Genomic DNA, 16,835 nt, shown 5'->3' on the forward strand with positions numbered 1-16,835 from the left:
CTCAGCGGCCGGGCGCGGTGGAGCCCTCCTCCGGGTTGAGCGAGAAGTAGTCCTCCTCCTCCTGGGCCAGGTGCAGGCGCAGCACCGCGTCCAGGCCGTAGAGCGCGGCCAGCAGATCGGGCACCTCGTCACGGCGCAGCCGGCCGTCCGGCTGCGCCGTGAGGTGCCCGCCGATCCGCTCCACCAGCCGGACGATCTCCACGTGGGCCCGGCTCATCGTGGAGGTCGCCTCGGCGCTGCCGAGCGGACCGGCCAGCGCCGGGTAGAGCTGCCGGTCCTCGGCCGCCTCGTGCGGCAGCACCTCGTCGACCAGGCGCCGGTGCACCTCCCGCAGCGCCGGCAGGCACGCCGGGTCGTCCGGGCGGGTCGCCACCATGTCGGCGGTGTCCCGCAGCGCCGCCAGCACGTCCCGGACGCCGCCGTGCTCGCCCGCGTACCTGTCGATCAGCTCGACGGTGTGCGCCGGCAGGTCCCGCCGCCGCAGGCCGCCGCCGAGCGCGCGCAACGCGTTGAGGATCACCAGGACGTCGATGCCCTCCTGGAGGAACGCGCCGGCCACCGGGGGCAGCCGCCCCGCCGCGGCCACCAGCATGGCCAGCACCGCCAGGCCCATCCCGACGGTGGCGCTCTGCACCGCGATGCGGCGCGCGTACCGGGCGATCTCGACCGCGTCGGCGAGCCGGTCCAGCCGGTCCACGGTGAGCACCGCGTCGGCCACGTCCGCCGAGGCGGTCGCCCCGGTCGCGCCCATCGCCACGCCCACGTGCGCCTCGGCCAGCGCGGGCGCGTCGTTCACGCCGTCGCCGACCATCACCGTCACCGCGTGCGCCGACTCCTCGCGTACCCGATCGGCCTTCTCCTGCGGCGAGCACCGCGCGATCACGTCGTCCACGCCCACGACCTGCGCCACCTGCCGGGCCGTGCCCGGCCGGTCGCCGGTCACCATGACCAGGCGGGTCAGGCCCGCCTCGCGCAGCCGCCGCACCGTGCGCCGGGCGTCCGGCCGGACCGGGTCCTCCAGCAGGATCGCGCCGAGCGGCGCGTGGTCGTCGCTGACCCAGACCGCGGAGCGCCCGGCCCGTTCGGCGCGCTCACCGAGCCGGCCCGCCCACTCCGGCGGTTCCCCGGCGAGCTGCCCGACGTGCACCATCCGCCCGTCGACGCGCCCGCTCACCCCGTGCCCCGGCTCCTCGGTGACCTGCGTCGGCTCGGCCAGCGCCAGCCCGCGCTCCCGGGCCTGCCGGACCAGCGCGGCGGCCAGCACGTGCGGGGAGAGCTGCTCGACCGAGGCGGCCAGCCGCAGCACGTCGTCCCGGTCGCCGCCGGGCGCCACCACCACCTCCGCCGCCCGGGGCCGCCCGGCGGTGAGCGTGCCGGTCTTGTCCAGCAGCAGGGTACGGGCGCGGCCGAGCTGTTCCAGCGACCCGCCGTCCCGGACCAGCACACCGCGCCGGGCCACCCGGGACAGCCCGGAGACCACGGCGATCGGGGTGGCCAGCAGCAGCGGGCACGGTGTCGCCACCACGAGCACCGCCACCGCCCGGGTGAACTCGCCGGACAGCAGCCACGCCAGCCCGGCCAGCACCAGCGTGAACGGCACGAACGCGGCGGCGTACCGGTCGGCCAGCCGTACCATCGGGGCCTTGCGGGCCGTCGCCTCGCCGGCCAGGCGGACGATGCCCGCGTAGGTGCTCTCCGCCGCGTTACGGCGCGCCCGCAGCCCGAAGCCGGCACCCGCGTTGACGACGCCGCTGGCCACCTCCTCCCCGGCCGCACGGGTGACCAGCTGCGACTCGCCGGTGACCACCGACTCGTCGAGCGTGGCCGCCTCCTCGACCACGCCGTCCACAGGCACCACGTCGCCCGGCCCGACGACGAGGCGGTCCCCCACCGCGACGCGGTCCAGCGGCACCACCTCGATCCCGCCGTCCGGGGTGCGCCGGCGGGCCTGCCGGGGCGCGCGTTCCAGCAGCGCCCGCAGGTCGCGGGTGGCGCGACGCTGGGCGTACTCCTCCAGCGCCCGGCCGGTGGCGACCATCACCGCGATCACGGCGCCGGCCAGGTACTCCCGCACCAGCAGCGCGCCGAGCAGCGCCAGCACCGCGATGACGTCCACCCCGAACTGCCGCAGCCACAACTGGCGCAGCGTCGTCCAGGCCGCCGGCACCAGGGCGACCACCGTGACCGCCGCCCAGACCAGCCGGGCGGCGTCGTGCGCGCCGGCGAACCACAGCGCCGCACCGGCCAGCACCGCCGCGGTGAGCAGCACCAGCGGCGCCCACTCGGCCCACGCCCACCGCCGGGCGCGGGCCGGCTGCTCGGGTACGCACTCGCGTGGCTCGGTTCCCACGTGTGGATCGTCTCAGTCCCGGCGTGAGGCGGCGGGGCGACACTGGTAATCCGGCCCTGCGGAGCGGCCGGGCATGCCCGAGGATGGAGCGGCATCCCCACCCGGGCGTCCCGGGGGTGGGGCACGATGGGGAAAACAGGAAAGGTCGTGACGATGAGCCACGAGACGCCGGCCGGCGATCGCCCGTTGACCACCGCGCTCGCGGAGGCCGCCGGAATGGCCGGCCACGCCCCCTCGGTGCACAACACGCAGCCGTGGCACTGGACGGTCCTGCCCGACGCGCTGGAGCTGCGGGTGGTCCGCGAACGGCACCTCAGCGCCCTGGACCCGGAAGGGCACCTGCTGGTGGTGAGCTGCGGCGCCGCGCTGCACCACGCCCGGGTGGCGCTGGCCGCCGAGGGCTGGACCCCGGTGGTGGAACGGCTGCCCGACCCGAAGGAACCCGACCTGCTGGCCCGGATCACCACCCTCAAGCACACCGGCGCCGACCCCGACGCCATGCGCGTCGTGCAGTGCATGCAGGTGCGGCACACCGACCGGCGGCCGGTCAGCGACGAGCCGATCCCCACCGCCGCGTTGAACGACATCGACCGGGCCGCCACGCTGGAGGGGGTGAACCTGCAACTGCTCGACGACACCCAGAAGATCCAGCTCGCGAGCGCCGCGCAGCAGGCCGCCGCCGTCGAGGCGGACAGCCCGGAACTGCGCGAGGAGCTGGCCTACTGGACCAGCCGGGCCGGCACCGGCACCGGGCTGCCGCCGGAGGTGCTGCCCGAGCAGGCCCCGCAGACGACCGTTCCGGCCCGCGACTTCGGCCGCGCCGGCTCGCTGCCGATCGGGCCCGGCCACGACAAGGCCGCCGTGTACGGGATCCTGTGGGGCTCCGACGACGAGCTGATGAGCTGGCTGCGCGCCGGTGAGGCGCTCTCCGCCGCCTGGCTCACCGCCACCCGGCACGGGGTGTCGCTGGTGCCGCTGTCCGGTGTGGTGGAGGTCGAGAGCACCCGCGAGGTGCTGCGCCAGATGCTCTCCGGCCTGGGGTTCCCGTACATCAGCATGCGGCTCGGCCTGGCCGACCCGAACCACGCCGGGCCGCCGCACACGCCCCGGCTGGACGTCGCACAGACGGTCGACACCTCGGCGGTCCGCGACCGGCTCGCCTGACCGGTCTCGATCACGGCGGCCACCGGGCGATACCATCGCCGGGTGGCCGCCGCACCCCAGTCCCGGCACGAGCACCTCACGCCGTCGCTCGGGCTGACCCCGCTGTCCCGCGTCCGCCTGGACGAACTGCTCCAGGAGATGCTCGACCGCGTCGGCGAGGTGGTCACCAGCCGCGAGCGGCTACGGGCCCTGCTGGACGCGGTCGTCGGCATCGGGTCCGACCTCGACCTGCGCAGCACGCTGCAGCGGATCGTGCAGTCGGCGTGCGAGCTGGCCGGCGCCCGGTACGGCGCGCTCGGCGTGATCGGCCCCGACCGCATGCTGCACGACTTCATCGTCCACGGCATCAGCCCCGAACTGCACGCGAAGATCGGCGAGCTGCCGCACGGCCGCGGCGTGCTGGGTCTGCTCATCGACGAGCCGAAGCCGGTCCGCATGCCGGACATCACCAAGCACCCGAAGTCGTACGGCTTCCCGCCGAACCACCCGCCGATGCACAGCTTCCTCGGCGTGCCGGTGCGCATCCGCGACCACGTCTGGGGCAACCTCTACCTGGCCGAAAAGCAGGGCGCGGCCGAGTTCACCGAGGACGACGAGGAGATCGTGGTGGCGCTGGCCGCCGCGGCCGGCGTGGCGATCGAGAACGCCCGCCTCTACGCGCTGGCGCACCGCCGCGAACGCTGGCTGGCGGCCGCCGCGGAGATCACCTCGGTGCTGCTCGGCGAGGTACGCCGTACCGACGCGCTGACGCTCGTGGCCCGCCGCGCCCGCGAGGTCGCCGAGGCCGAACTGGCGCTGGTGCTGCTCTACGACGAGGACGAGGCCCAGTTCACCGTCGAGGTCGTCGACGGCGCCGACCCGGTCAGCCGGGAACTGGTCGGCGCGGTGCTGCCGGCCGCCGAGACCAGCTTCGCCGCGTCCGTCACGCAGGGCCGCCACGACCAGGTCGACGACCTCGCCGCCGCGGCGCCCTGGCCCCGGCCGGTGGTCGCCGGGCCGGCCGTGGTCTCCCCGCTCGCCGCCGCCGACACGCTGCACGGCGTCCTGGTGATCGGCTACCTGCCCGACCACGGGCCCGCCGCCGACGACGACCTCGCCCTGCTCGCCAGCTTCGCCGGGCAGGCCGCGCTGGCCATGGAACGCGCCCGCGGGCAGGAGGAACGGGAACTGCTGGTGGTCCTGGAGGACCGCGAACGCATCGCCCGCGACCTGCACGACGTGGTGATCCAGCGGCTGTTCGCCACCGGCCTGCAACTGCAGAGCGGCGCGATGAACGCCCGCCCCGAGGCGGCCAAGCGGATCAACCAGGCGGTCGACGACCTGGACGCCACCATCCGAGACATCCGCCGAACCATCTTCGAGCTGCGGACGCCGATGAGCGCGGCGCTGCGCACCGAGATCCGCGAGGCGATCGAGGTGGCCGCCGAATCGCTCGGCTACCGCCCCGACCTGGAGCTGATCGGCCCGATCGACAGCGCCGTCCCGGACGACCTGCGCCCCGAACTCACCGCCGTGCTGCGCGAGGCGCTGTCCAACGCGGTACGCCACGCGCAGGCCGATCGGGTGTCGGTGCGCGTACGCGTCGACTCCGGCCGGGTCGAGATCACCGTCACCGACGACGGGATCGGCTGCGACCCGGAGGCGGCCCGCAGCGGCCTGGTCAACCTGCGGGAGCGGGCCGAGCGGCTGGGCGGCGAGTTCACGCTGCGCCGGGCCGAGCCGCGCGGCACCGAGGTGCGCTGGAGCGTCCCGCTCGACTGAGGCGCCGTCAGGTGTTCTTGCCGAGCAGCCGGGTGGCCAGCACCGCCGCCTGCGTACGCCGCTCCAGGCCCAGCTTGGCGAGCACGCTGGAGACGTAGTTCTTCACCGTCTTCTCGGCGAGGAACATCTTCCCGGCGATCTCCCGGTTGGTGAGCCCCTCCGCCACGTACTCCAGGATCCGCCGTTCCTGCTCGGTGAGCGACTTCAGCTCCCGCGGCTGCTCCACGCCGCTGCGGATGCGCTCCAGCACGCGGGTGGTGATCGCCGGGTCGAGCAGCGACTGCCCCGCCGCCACCCGGCGGACCGCATCCACCAGGTCGGTGCCGCGGATCTGCTTGAGCACGTACCCGGCGGCGCCGGCCATGATCGCCGCGAACAACGCCTCGTCGTCCTCGTACGAGGTGAGGATCAGCCCCTTGATCGAGGAGTCCACGGCACGGACGTCCCGGCACACGTCGATGCCGTTGCCGTCGGGCAGCCGGGCGTCGAGGATCGCCACGTCCGGGCGCAGCGCCGGGATGCGGCGCGCCGCCTCCTGGGCCAGGCCGGACTCGCCGACCACCTCGATGTCGCCGCTGCTCTGGAGCAGGTCGGCAAGGCCACGACGGACGACCTCGTGGTCGTCGAGCAGGAACACCCGGATCATCAGTCCTTTCTACCCGCTTTCCCGCCCCCGTAGCACGGGTCGAAAGTCCCGTCCTGACCGCGTCGGCCGGGACCGACGGCCGGGCCCAGGTGGGGACCTCCGGCCCTGCTCACCGCGCCGCCCGCTGACGCACCGTAGTGGTGTACCCGGCCGGGGAAGCCGGCGCCGCACGAGAGGGAGCACCACCATGACGACCGAATACACCGGCGAGCAACTGCGGGCCGCGGTCGCCGACGCGGTCCGGGCGCCGTCGCTGCACAACACCCAGCCGTGGCGGTTCCGGCTCGTCGACGGCGGCATCGAGGTGTCCGTCGACCCGCTGCGCGGCCTGCCCGCCACCGACCCGACCGGCTGGGGCGCGCGCATCGCCGCCGGGGCGGCGCTGTTCAACCTGCGGCTGGCGCTCGCCGTCGCGGGCACCCCGGCCACTGTGCGGCTGCGCCCGTACCCCGCCGACCCCGACGTCGTGGCCCGGCTGGTCCCGGACGTGCCGCGCCGACCCACCCCGGTCGAGCAGAGCCTGTACGGAGCGATCGGCCACCGGTTCAGCAACCGCGCGCCGTTCTGGCCCGACCCGGTGCCGGCCGAGGCCCGCTGGCGGCTCGGCGAGGCGGCCCGGGCCGAGCAGTGCTGGCTGGAGCTGGTGATCGGCACCAGCGCCGTCAACGCGGTCGCCGAGGTCGCCCGCAGCGCCCACCGGGTGCTGGAACGCGACCCCGCGTACGTGGCCGAGCGGGCCGAGTGGATCCGCTCCGAGCCGGCCCCGGACGGCGTGCCCACCGACGCCGGCGGACCGCAGAGCGAGCCGCAGGACCTCCTGCCCCAGCGCGGCTTCGGCGGACGCAACCGCGCCCCCGGCCGCGACTTCGAACCGGAGCCGCTGGTCGCGGTGCTCGGCTCGGCCGGCAACACCTCCGCCGACCAGATCCTCGCCGGGCAGGCGCTGCAGCGGGTGCTGCTCACCGCCACCGACGCCGGGCTGAGCGTGTCGATGCTGTCCCAGCCGATCGAGGTGCCGGCCGCGCGGGAGGCGCTGCGGATGTCGCTGGGCCGGTTCGGCACCCCGCAGATGGTGATGCGGATCGGGTACGGCCAGCCCGGTCGCGCCACCCCGCGCCGTCCGGTCGAGGAGGTGCTCGACCTGCCGGTCGTGTCGGCCTGACCCGTACCTCTCCGCCGGTCAGGCCGGGAGCGCGGCCAGCAGGGCGGCCTCCCGCTCCGGCGCCAGGCCGACCGGGGCGCGCGCCGGCCGCCCCGCCCGGTCCGGCACGCGGCCCACCTCGCGCAGCCACCGCCAGGTGTCCGCGACCGTCTCGGTCACCGGCCGGCAGACCAGCCCCGCCGCGTACGCGCGTTCCACGTCCCGCTCCTGCAACCAGCGGTACTCGTGCCCGCGCGGAATCCACACCGGCAGGTCGTTCCACGGCTCCACCCCGGCGGCCAGGATCGGCTCCGGCGCGGTCCACCGCAGCGTCGCGTCCGACCCGGTCGCGGCCACCGCCGCGTCGAGCAGGTCACCCATCGTCGCGTGCCCGGTGCGACCCACCACGTTGTACGCCCCGCCGACGCCCTCAGCACCCCGGTCCAGCAGCCAGGTCGCCAGGTCACGCACGTCCACGTACTGGATCGGCAGGTCACGCGGCCCCGGTGCCAGCACGTCCCCGCCCCGGGCGATCCGGTTCAGCCACCACGGCAACCGCCCGATGTCCTCCCCCGGCCCCAGGATCAGCCCGGCACGCGCCAGCAGCGCCCGGTCACCGAACACCCGGGTCGCGGCGCGTTCCCCGCCGGCCTTGTTCGCCGGGTAGTCACCGTCGTCCGCGTCCGGGTCGGCCGGCACTGTCGGTGCCTCCTCGCCGCTGCCGGGCGCGACGGGTGGCGCGTACACCGATCCGCTGGACACGTAGACGTAGTGCGGCACCGCGCCTTCCAGCGCCGACGCCGCGTCATGTACCGCCCGGGGCGCGCCGTCCCAGGTGTCCACCACCAGATCCCACTCGCCGCCGGTGAGCGCGGCCAGGCCGTCCGGCGCGGTCCGGTCACCCCGCAACCGGTGTACGCCGTCCGGCACCTGCCCGTGCACACCCCGGTTGAACACGGTGACCTGCCAGTCGCGGCGTACCGCCTCGGCCACTACCGCACCACCGACAAAGCCCGTACCGCCAAGCATCAGGAGTCGCATGAGTCCCAGCGTGCCGCCGCCGGTCGGGTACGGCTGCCCGGTTTCACGGTCAGCGGATCTGCCAACGGCAGAACCCAGCCTCCCGTCACTGCGGCGCCACCGCACTCGCCCCCACCCGAACCTGCCCCGTCCCGACTGTCCGCGCCGTCCGGGAGCCCGGCCCGCGCCCTCACCCCTCACCGTCGATCTTGGAGTTGTGGCGCCTCGGATGCCCGATAAGCCCAGTTCGCGAGGTGCCACAACTCCAAGATCGACGAGTCCGCCTCGCAGTTCACGGCCCCTTTCGCCAGCCCTCGACCAACAGCCCTCAAGACCACCCGGGCCACCCGGGCCGCCCGGGCCGCCCTGACCGCCCCGACCGCCCCGACCGCCCGCGATCTTGCACATTGGTGCCGCGCAAACCGCGCGAATGGGACGCGCGGAGGGCTCGAACCGCAAGATCGCCGAGGGCCTCGCCGCGCCCTCCCGTCCTCCCCGGGCGACGCAGCCCGGCCGGCACGTCGACCCGCCCCGGGCCTGGTCGATCATGAACTTGGCGGTGTTTGGTGTCCGGTTCGTCGCCGCCAACTTCATGATCGACCGCCAGGGTGGGATGCCCTCGCTCGCCTCGGACCGAGCCGGCCGTAGATCTTGGTGCGAAACGGCCCCTGTGGGGCACTTTGGTACCAAGATCTGCGGCTGCTCTCGGGATGCGGAGGGAGGCCGCCTGGCGAGGGGCTCCGAGATGCTGCTGAGGCTGGGCCGGAGTGCGGGCAACTTGTCAGCCGTGGTGTCCGGTCCGGCGTGTGGGTGGGGGTGTCCGGTTCGGGGGTGGTGGGCGGCACTCTGACGGTGGAATCGCTGGCGGGTGGGTGGCGTTGTATCCGGGTGAGCGACCGAGTACCAGCCGCGCCCCGAGAAGGGGCCGCTGGCTGCGGGAACAGTCTTGGGCTGTCGGTCGTTGAGTTCGGTTCCGACGACGTGAGCCGCGGGGAATGGTCCCGGCGGGCTGGTCGTTGAACACGGTTCCGACGACGTGAACCCCCGCGCCCCCTGGTGGCGTGCACCGCCTCAGGGAATGGTGGCGGGTGGCGGGTCGTTGGACATGCTTCCGGCGCCGCGCAGAGGCACCCCCGGTGCCCCGCGAGCAGCCGAGATCCCCCCTTGAAGACTTTCTTGAGCGCCTGACGGTGCTCGCACCCGCGCCGACCCCCGTCGGTGTGGGCGTCGATCCCCCGAATGGAGCCCCCATCATGAACACGATCCTGCGGAAGAGCATCCTGGGTATTGCTGGTCTGGCCTTCACCGGTGGCGTCTTCGCCGGCCCGGTCGCCGCCCACGCGGCGGACACCACCACGCACGCGAAGCCGGTGAGCGTGAGCGTGCAGGGTGACAAGCTGATCCCGCACGGCGTGCAGGGCAACCAGTCCCACATCGACCTGAACGACGAGCAGACCAAGAACGTGAAGGCGATCATCGCCGCGACGAAGAAGGCCGGCATGGACGAGCGCGCCGCGGTCGTCTCCATCGCCACCGCGTTGCAGGAGTCGAAGCTGGAGAACCTCGGCCACCTCGGTGACCGCAACGACCACGACTCGCAGGGCCTGTTCCAGCAGCGCCCCTCCTCCGGCTGGGGCACGGTCGAGCAGATCACCGACCCCGAGTACTCGACCACGGCGTTCCTGAAGGGTCTGAAGCAGGTCGACGGCTGGCAGGACATGCCCCTGACCAAGGCCGCCCAGACCGTCCAGGTCTCCGCCTACCCCGACCACTACGCCCAGTGGGAACAGCAGGCCGCCGACCTCGTCGCCGAGCACTGGAACAAGTAAGACACACGAGAAGGCCGGCACCCCGAACCAAGGGGTGCCGGCCTTTCGCGTACCCGATCGGTCAGGCCGGGGGCAGGACGAACGTCCACGTGGTGGTGGTCGTGCTGGCCGCGGCGCCGGTGGCGGTGAGCCCGCCGTAGCTGCCGGTCGGCACGCTACTCGCCGAGTCGGCGAGCAGGCCGGTCACCCGGCCGCCGCCGGTCTGCGAGGTGTTGCTGCGCACCGCCACCCCGGACGGCGGGGTGAGCGCGGTGGAGGTGCTGTCGCCGTGCAGCCAGTACGACACGGCCCAGCTCTGCGCGGCGGTCACCGGCGCGTACGGGGTGATCCGGGTGGCGGTGCTCGCCGGGTCGGTGGCCCTGGTGAAGACCGGCGCGGTCGGGGCGGCACCCCGGTACGCGGCCAGCACCAGGTTGCCCTTCGCCTGGCTGTCCAGCGTTACCCGGACCGCCGTGCCCGCGTCGCCCGCGCCCGCTGTCTTCCACCAGGCGGTGGTGGTGGCGAAGCCACCGTCGAGGCGGTCGAGCCTGGTCCAGCCGGTCACCCCGGTCGGCTCGCCGGTGCCGGTGTGCGTGTTCTGGCTGAGCAGGAGCAGCAACGTGTCACCTGCCTGCACGCCCGCCGGGACGGTGACCGTGTGGCTGGTCCAGTTGGCGTTCGCGGCGGCCTGGCCGACGAACGAGATCCGCTCCGGTACGGGCGCCACGGTCACGTCGACGGTCGCGGTGCCGGTGGCGCCCCGGTCGTCGGTGACGGTGAGCGTGACCGGATAGGTGCCGGCGGCCGCGTACGTGTGGGACGTGGTCGGTACGGAGGCGGTGCCGGTGCTGTCCCCGTCGCCGAAGGCCCAGCCGTGGTCCTGGATCGCGCCGTCGGCGTCGCTGGACGCCGCGCCGGAGAACGTGCACACCAGTCCGGAGCAGGTCGGCGTCAACGCTGCCACCGGCGCCTGGTTGGCCGGGCCGCCCGATCCCTTCAGGATCTTCACGTAGTCGATGTCGCCGGCGAAGTAGTCGCAGGTGACCTTCGTACCGTCGCACTGGCTCTTGCCGCCGGCGGACAGCGGCCAGGTGTTGGCGATGGTGCCGGTCGGCCCGTTGAGGCGGCTGGTCCGCACACCGTCGACGTACATCTCCACGTACGCGGACGTGCGGTTGCACGTGACCGTGTGCCACTGGCCGTCGGAGATCGGCACGTCCGTGTAGCCGGTACGGGAGGCGCCGTCCGCGCCCCGGAACAGGCACTTCGGCTTGCCGTTGGGCGCCTCGAACTTCCAGTAGCCGCCGGCCGTGTTGCCCTGTCCCTTCTGGAGGATGTTGCCGAAGGAGTACGTGGTCCGGTAGCGGATGGTCACCGAGAAGTCCCCGGCGTCCGGGTTGAAGTCGGTGCTGTGCGGCACCAGGTCGACGTGGCCCGGGACGTACTCCTGGTCGGTGGGCAGGTGGGTGGCGAAGCGGTGGCCGGTCGCCCCGGCGTAGAGCGCGCCGGTGACCACCTCGCCGCCGATCGTGCCGTGGCGGCCGTTGCCGCTGTAGTCGGTCAGCACCGTCGACGACGCGGGCTCGTCCATGCTGAAGAACGCCACCGTCCGCGTCGCGGTGGCCTGCGCGGGCGCGGCCGAGACCGTCACCCCGGCCGCCGCGACGACAGCCGCCACCCCTAACCGGGCGGCCGTCCGCCGCCACCGTCCCCGCTCGATCATGTGCATGTGACCGCCTCCCTGCGCATCGGGCATCACAGTGACACGCGCGGTGGCAGCGGCTGAATAATCCGCACGGTGGAGCCGGGTGACCGATGTGGCCGGTACGAACCGTCCGGTGGGATACGTCCGCCGATCGACCGGCGGCGCCGGCGGGCGGTGAGGGTGACTCTCGGTGGGCGATACTGGGTTTGAACCAGTGACCTCTTCCGTGTCAAGGAAGCGCGCTCCCACTGCGCCAATCGCCCGGGCAATCGCGAGCGGACGACGGGATTCGAACCCGCGACCCTCACCTTGGCAAGGTGATGCGCTACCAGCTGCGCTACGTCCGCGTGCCGCCGGTTCGCGCCGGCGACGGGGTGAACTCTACCCGATGCCAAGATCGCCGTGCGGCAGGCCCCCGCCGCGTCGGGCGGCCGTGTGGTTGCGCTGCTCGCCGCCGGGGTACTGAGGCCGGTGACAGCACAACCATCCCCCCGAAGGAGGCTGTCGTGGGTATCGGTACGAGCATTTTCCTGATCGCGGTCGGCGCGATCCTCACGTTCGCGCTCAACGCCAGCGTCGGCGGGGTCGACCTCGACGTCGTCGGCTGGATCCTGATGGCGGCCGGCGTCCTCGGCCTGATCATGACCACGCTGGTGTGGGGCCGCCGTCGCCAGGTGGTCACGACCACCGCCGAGCAGCCGGTGGAGTACCGCCGGGTCGAGGAGCGCCGGGACGTCGCCCCGCCGATGTGACAGCGACCGGGGCCGACGGAGCTGATCGGTCCCGGAACGGGCCGGCCGGATCACCCGATCCGGCCGGCCCGTTCTGCTACGGGCGCTCGTCGGCGGTGGCGGCGCGCAGCCCGTACCAGCCGATCGCGGCGACGAGCGCCACCTGGAGCAGGTAGCTCACGACGACCACCGCGCGACCCGCGTCCTGCGGGACCAGCACGAACGCCACGACGTAGGCGAGCGCGGCGACGACCAGCGGGCGCGGCATCGTGCGGCCGATCAGGATCCCGACGAGCGCCAGGACCATGCCGAGGACGATCGCCACCTGACTGCCGAGGATTGCCGGGAGCAGCCCGTCCAGTTGGTCGTTGAAGACGTCGAACAACGCGCGCCCCTCCTGCTCCGGCAGGACGGCCGGGTCGGCGGCGTAGGCGAACGGCAGCACCTCGGCGGTGATCGCCAGCGCGAACACCACACCGCCGAGGCCGGCCAGGAAGGCCCCCACCAGGTTCAGCACGCCCGCGCGACCCCGGGCGAGACCGACGATGAACACCGCCGCGGCGATCCAGGAGACGGCGTACGCAGGCCCGCCCAGGTAGAGGTTCATCGGCCAGTACGCGGACCCCAGCTCGCGTACGTCGTCGTAGTGGATCGCGCCGTCGAACGGCGGCTCCCACAACATGAACAGGGTACGGCCGGCCAGGGCCACCAGGAGCAGGGCGAAAAGCGCGACGAGCACGGCGCGGCGCAGCTTCGGTACGGGCACGGTGTTCGGTACGGGCACTGTGAGAGCCTCCGTCGATCGGGTGTCGCCCCACCGTGCCGAGGCACCACCGGCGCGGGCATCGGCCTCAACACCTATCTTCGCGAAAGTCCTGCTCAGCGCCGCTGTCGTGCGTGCTCCAGCCAGATCCGCGCCGCCCGTACCCGCCGGTTCGTGTCGCCGCCCGGGGTCAGGCCGAGCTTGACGAAGATGGCGCGCAGGTGGGCGTCGACGGTGCGCTCGGAGACCACGAGCTGCGCCGCGATCCCCGCGTTGCTGGCGCCTTCGGCGAGCGCGGCGAGCACCTCACGTTCGCGCGCCGTCAGCCCGCCGACCGATGCCGGAACCGCACCGGCGGGCACCGGGACGCGTACTCCCGCGCCGGCCGAGGCCGAGACGCACACCGCCGCGCCGGAGGCGTCCGGCGCGACCTCCGCTGCCGACGGGCCCGGGCCCGTCGTCTCGACGACATCCGAAACCGCCGCATCGGGCGTTCCGGCGTGCGGTGGCGCGTCGCCTGCCGCCGTACCCTCCGCGCCGCCTCGCGGCGTCACCGGCGCCGCCGCCGGCACTTCCGGCGCGGCGGTGAGCAGCGCCGCCAGCCGGCCGGTGCCGGCCCACGCCCCGCCGCCGACGACGACAGTCAGCGCGGACACGACCAGGGCGACCGAGGTCGGGCCCAGGGACGAGCCGGGAGCGGCGACGAGCGTGCCGGCGCCGACGACCAGGAGGGCCGCGGCGGCCAGGCCGGCGGCGCGCACCACAGTGCCGACCCGCCGAGGCTCGGTGGTGCCCCGGGCGGCGGTGACCGCGCAGGCGGCGGCGAACACGGCGGCGCCGGACAGGGCCACCAGGAAGGCCACCGAGCCCAGCGACGGCTCGACGTCACCGGGGGTGCGGGCGATCGCGAGGAGCAGGCAGAAGACGACAGTCAACGGCGCCGCCGTGGTGGCCGCGGCGGCCACGCCGAGCCGCGCCCGCACGGTGTGGTGCGAGCCGAGAGCGGCCCGCCAGAGCGTCACCGGCAGCAGGAGCAGCGCCGCCACGCCCAGCACGGTGACGGCGGCGCCGACCGGGGCGAGGGCGGTACGCCAGGACTCCCCCGCGATCGTCGGCAGCCCGTCGAACGGCTCGGTCGCCGTCGTCAGCAGCGCGTTGACGAGGGTGGCCGCGCCGAGGACGAGACCCACGTACCGGTGCGCCTTCGGGGTGACGGTGCCGGTGCGGACGGCGGCCGAGGCGGTCAGTTGCAGGAGCGCGAGCGGCGGGATCCACGCCGAGTTCCACGCCGCGACGGCCGGACCGGCCCACCGGTGCCCGGCCGCGACGGTGGCCACCGCCAGGACGGCGAGCCCCAGATAAGCCAGCAGCGACGCGGCGAGCCCGGTCGCCAGCCGCCCGGCGGCGCGGTGGCCCGACCGGGCGAGCCGGGACGCGGCGACCGCCGCGGCCACTGCCGCCACGGCCAGGGCGAGGGCGCCGGCCGGCTCGGTCGCGAACCCGCCGTGACCGGCCGCCCCCAGGGCGGCGAGCGCAACGACGCACGCCCCCGCCGTGACTCCCGTGACGACGGGCAGGCCCAGCAGCGCGGGCACCGGGCGGACGGAGGCGGTCACCGGCACATTCAACCCGGTGCCCCGCTCCGCGGTCGATGCCGCGCCGTCCGGGTCAGCTCCGCATCAGCTCGTTCAGCGCGTCGAAGTCGAGCCCGCCGTCGAGCGCGCCGTACGTCCCGGCGCCGAGCACCTCCGTCGCCGCCCGCTGGGCCACCGCGTACGCGGCCTCGGCCACCGCCGGTCCGATGCTCACCCGGGCCACGCCGAGCCGCGCCAGCTCGCCGATCGGCGGTGCGCCCGGCCCGGCCAGCACGTTCAGCGGCGCCGGAATCGCCGCCGCCAGCGCGGCCACCGTCTCCGGTTCCACGGTTCCGGGTACGAAGATCCCGTCCGCGCCGGCAGCCAGGTACGCCTCGGCGCGCGCGACCGTCTCGGGTACGCCACCGGCGCCGCGCAGATACGTGTCCACCCGCGCGTTGACGTACAGCGGGATGCCGGCGCGGTCGGCGGCGGCCCGGACCGCGGCGAGCCGGCCGACCTGCTCGTCGACCGGGCGCAGCGGGCCTCCGCCGTCGTGCCGGGAGTCCTCCACGTTGACGCCGACGGCCCCGGCCGCGAGCACCGCCGCGATCGTCTCGGCGACCTCTGCGGGGCTGTCGCCGTACCCGGATTCGATGTCGGCGGTGACCGGTACGGGGACCGCGTCGGCCACCCGGCGGATCACGTCGACGGCGGTGTCCCGGGCGAGCGCGTCGCCGTCCGGGGCGCCGCGGCTCCACGCAACCCCGGCGCTCGTGGTCGCGACCGCCCGGGCGCCGGCCGCGGCGACGATCCGGGCGCTCAGCGCGTCCCAGGCGTTGACCAGGATCAGTGGTTCACCGGGCAGGTGCAGGGCGCGGAACTGCCGGGCTCGGGTCTGCTGATCGTCCACCGGGCCAGTCTGGGCGGGGCGCTGCGGCGGCGGCAATGGCCAGCGGCACGGCACTGGACTGATCGACGACGAGAAAGGCCGTGTCGAATGATCGACACGGCCTTTCCGCTGGTGGGCGATACTGGGTTTGAACCAGTGACCTCTTCCGTGTCAAGGAAGCGCGCTCCCACTGCGCCAATCGCCCTCGTCTACTGCGAGGTGGAGACGGGATTTGAACCCGTGTACACGGCTTTGCAGGCCGTTGCCTCGCCTCTCGGCCACTCCACCGAGGTTGCCCCCGAACTGCGTGGCGGCATCTCCGAGCGGACGACGGGATTCGAACCCGCGACCCTCACCTTGGCAAGGTGATGCGCTACCAGCTGCGCTACGTCCGCACGCCCCCGGTGTTATCCGGTGACGGATGAGAACTTTAGCCGAGCCCGGGAACGGTTGCCAAATCGGGTCCCCTTCCGGCGCGTCCGGATGCCGTCGGCGCCGCACCCCGCAGGCTTCCTAGGAGCCTGGGTGGCTGACCTCCGGGGCTGGCAGGCAGGGCTGCGACCTGCGGAATCCGCTCGGCGACCCGAGTGTCCGGCATCCGACTGTCCTGCCGCCGACCGGCCGCTTCGGTAACTCCTTGTGGTCATACGGATGGGTTACCGTAACGCCGTGACGAGACGAGCCGCCGAGATCCGCCTGGACGCGCTGCTGCGTACGGCCTGCGAGGTGATCGCGGAAAGAGGGCTCGCCAACACCCGCACCGCGGACGTGGCCGAGGCCGCCGGGGTCAGCCAGGCGCTCGTCTTCTACCACTTCGCGACGAAGGACCGCCTGCTCGCGCAGGCCTTCGCGTACGCGGTCGAGCAGGATCTGGCCCGCCTCGACGCGGTGCTGCGCTCCTCCGCCCCGCCGCTGGCGAAGCTGCGCCGGATGCTGCGCCTCTACGCGCCGACCGGCCGGGCCACCTCCTGGTCGATGTGGATCGACGGCTGGGCGGAGTCGCTGCGTACGCCGGAGCTGGAGAAGCTCTCCCGCCGTCTCGACCTGCGGTGGCGGCAGGACCTGGCCGCGGTGATCACCGCCGGGGTCGCCGAGGGCACGTTCGACTGCCCCGACCCGGCCGGCGCGGCCTGGCGGATCAGCGCGGTGATGGACGGGCTGGCGGTCCAGCTCGCGGTGCACGAACGGGTGATCACCCGCCGGCAGATCGCCGAGTGGATCCGTCTGGTGGCCGCCCGGGAGCTGGGCCTGGAGCCCAGCCAGCTCGACTGACCACCCAC

13 protein-coding genes and 5 tRNA genes are annotated in these 16,835 nt (G+C 74.1%); 6 read left to right on the forward strand and 12 right to left on the reverse strand.

The window, feature by feature from the left end; all coding sequences use genetic code 11:
• Position 1: 1 nt before the first annotated feature.
• A complete protein-coding gene (locus ACN27C_RS31200; RefSeq protein WP_121683206.1) occupies positions 2 to 2,350 on the reverse strand; it encodes a heavy metal translocating P-type ATPase in 2,349 nt (782 codons plus the stop codon).
• A 153-nt stretch (positions 2,351 to 2,503) separates the two neighbouring features.
• Here ACN27C_RS31200 and ACN27C_RS31205 point away from each other — a divergent pair, with 153 nt between their 5' ends.
• Complete coding sequence (locus ACN27C_RS31205; RefSeq protein WP_120573894.1) at positions 2,504 to 3,514, forward strand: Acg family FMN-binding oxidoreductase; 1,011 nt, start codon at positions 2,504 to 2,506, stop codon at positions 3,512 to 3,514.
• 93 nt (positions 3,515 to 3,607) lie between these two features.
• On the forward strand, positions 3,608 to 5,275 hold the full coding sequence (locus ACN27C_RS31210) for a GAF domain-containing sensor histidine kinase (RefSeq protein WP_199733054.1): 1,668 nt from the start codon (positions 3,608 to 3,610) through the stop codon (positions 5,273 to 5,275).
• 7 nt (positions 5,276 to 5,282) lie between these two features.
• On the opposite strand, the gene ACN27C_RS31215 is transcribed toward ACN27C_RS31210, so the two are convergent.
• A complete protein-coding gene (locus ACN27C_RS31215) occupies positions 5,283 to 5,921 on the reverse strand; it encodes a response regulator (protein ID WP_013284884.1) in 639 nt (212 codons plus the stop codon).
• Positions 5,922 to 6,108: 187 nt separating this feature from the next.
• On the opposite strand from ACN27C_RS31215, the gene ACN27C_RS31220 reads away from it, so the two are divergent.
• A complete protein-coding gene (locus ACN27C_RS31220; RefSeq protein ID WP_120570939.1) occupies positions 6,109 to 7,083 on the forward strand; it encodes an Acg family FMN-binding oxidoreductase in 975 nt (324 codons plus the stop codon).
• A gap of 18 nt (positions 7,084 to 7,101) precedes the next feature.
• On the opposite strand, the gene ACN27C_RS31225 is transcribed toward ACN27C_RS31220, so the two are convergent.
• Positions 7,102 to 8,103 carry an NAD-dependent epimerase/dehydratase family protein gene (locus tag ACN27C_RS31225; RefSeq protein ID WP_422749900.1) on the reverse strand — a complete coding sequence of 334 codons (1,002 nt, stop codon included), beginning with the start codon at positions 8,101 to 8,103 and terminating at the stop codon, positions 7,102 to 7,104.
• A gap of 1,232 nt (positions 8,104 to 9,335) precedes the next feature.
• Between ACN27C_RS31225 and ACN27C_RS31230 the strand changes: the two genes are divergently transcribed.
• Positions 9,336 to 9,911, forward strand: a complete 576-nt coding sequence (locus ACN27C_RS31230) for a hypothetical protein (RefSeq protein ID WP_422749902.1) — start codon at positions 9,336 to 9,338, stop codon at positions 9,909 to 9,911.
• A 61-nt stretch (positions 9,912 to 9,972) separates the two neighbouring features.
• Here ACN27C_RS31230 and ACN27C_RS31235 read toward each other — a convergent pair whose 3' ends face one another.
• The 3 genes from ACN27C_RS31235 to ACN27C_RS31245 form a co-directional block, all read right to left on the reverse strand.
• A complete protein-coding gene (locus ACN27C_RS31235) occupies positions 9,973 to 11,619 on the reverse strand; it encodes a PKD domain-containing protein (protein ID WP_422749904.1) in 1,647 nt (548 codons plus the stop codon).
• A 167-nt stretch (positions 11,620 to 11,786) separates the two neighbouring features.
• Positions 11,787 to 11,858, reverse strand: a tRNA-Val gene (locus tag ACN27C_RS31240).
• A gap of 11 nt (positions 11,859 to 11,869) precedes the next feature.
• A tRNA-Gly gene (locus ACN27C_RS31245) sits at positions 11,870 to 11,942 on the reverse strand.
• A 159-nt stretch (positions 11,943 to 12,101) separates the two neighbouring features.
• Here ACN27C_RS31245 and ACN27C_RS31250 point away from each other — a divergent pair.
• Positions 12,102 to 12,347, forward strand: coding sequence for a DUF6458 family protein (locus ACN27C_RS31250; RefSeq protein ID WP_013284878.1), 246 nt, complete (start codon positions 12,102 to 12,104; stop codon positions 12,345 to 12,347).
• 76 nt (positions 12,348 to 12,423) lie between these two features.
• Here ACN27C_RS31250 and ACN27C_RS31255 read toward each other — a convergent pair whose 3' ends face one another.
• From ACN27C_RS31255 to ACN27C_RS31280, 6 genes are all read right to left on the reverse strand, one after another.
• Positions 12,424 to 13,110, reverse strand: a complete 687-nt coding sequence (locus tag ACN27C_RS31255) for a hypothetical protein (RefSeq protein ID WP_422749906.1) — start codon at positions 13,108 to 13,110, stop codon at positions 12,424 to 12,426.
• 95 nt (positions 13,111 to 13,205) lie between these two features.
• The gene (locus ACN27C_RS31260; protein ID WP_422749908.1) at positions 13,206 to 14,705 is read right to left on the reverse strand and encodes a response regulator transcription factor; all 1,500 of its coding nucleotides are present in this window, start codon (positions 14,703 to 14,705) and stop codon (positions 13,206 to 13,208) included.
• A gap of 52 nt (positions 14,706 to 14,757) precedes the next feature.
• Complete coding sequence (locus ACN27C_RS31265; RefSeq protein ID WP_422749910.1) at positions 14,758 to 15,576, reverse strand: isocitrate lyase/PEP mutase family protein; 819 nt, start codon at positions 15,574 to 15,576, stop codon at positions 14,758 to 14,760.
• Between the two features lie 109 nt (positions 15,577 to 15,685).
• Positions 15,686 to 15,760: transfer RNA gene (locus tag ACN27C_RS31270), tRNA-Val, on the reverse strand.
• 12 nt (positions 15,761 to 15,772) lie between these two features.
• Positions 15,773 to 15,843, reverse strand: a tRNA-Cys gene (locus tag ACN27C_RS31275).
• Between the two features lie 34 nt (positions 15,844 to 15,877).
• Positions 15,878 to 15,950 (reverse strand) — tRNA-Gly (locus ACN27C_RS31280).
• A 274-nt stretch (positions 15,951 to 16,224) separates the two neighbouring features.
• Here ACN27C_RS31280 and ACN27C_RS31285 point away from each other — a divergent pair.
• A complete protein-coding gene (locus ACN27C_RS31285; RefSeq protein WP_091420285.1) occupies positions 16,225 to 16,827 on the forward strand; it encodes a TetR/AcrR family transcriptional regulator in 603 nt (200 codons plus the stop codon).
• The last annotated feature ends 8 nt before the right edge of the window (positions 16,828 to 16,835 follow it).

Origin of the sequence: Micromonospora sp. WMMD1219, assembly GCF_049315215.1 — a bacterium.
Taxonomy (GTDB): domain Bacteria; phylum Actinomycetota; class Actinomycetes; order Mycobacteriales; family Micromonosporaceae; genus Micromonospora; species Micromonospora tulbaghiae.

Excerpts from the sequence above, each read along its gene's own strand:
- ACN27C_RS31205 (WP_120573894.1), top strand. The coding sequence starts at position 2,504 with ATGAGCCACGAGACGCCGGCCGGCGATCGCCCGTTGACCACCGCGCTC.
- ACN27C_RS31215 (WP_013284884.1), bottom strand. The coding sequence starts at position 5,921 with ATGATCCGGGTGTTCCTGCTCGACGACCACGAGGTCGTCCGTCGTGGC.
- ACN27C_RS31220 (WP_120570939.1), top strand. The coding sequence starts at position 6,109 with ATGACGACCGAATACACCGGCGAGCAACTGCGGGCCGCGGTCGCCGAC.
- ACN27C_RS31225 (WP_422749900.1), bottom strand. The coding sequence starts at position 8,103 with ATGCGACTCCTGATGCTTGGCGGTACGGGCTTTGTCGGTGGTGCGGTA.
- ACN27C_RS31230 (WP_422749902.1), top strand. The coding sequence starts at position 9,336 with ATGAACACGATCCTGCGGAAGAGCATCCTGGGTATTGCTGGTCTGGCC.
- ACN27C_RS31235 (WP_422749904.1), bottom strand. The coding sequence starts at position 11,619 with ATGCACATGATCGAGCGGGGACGGTGGCGGCGGACGGCCGCCCGGTTA.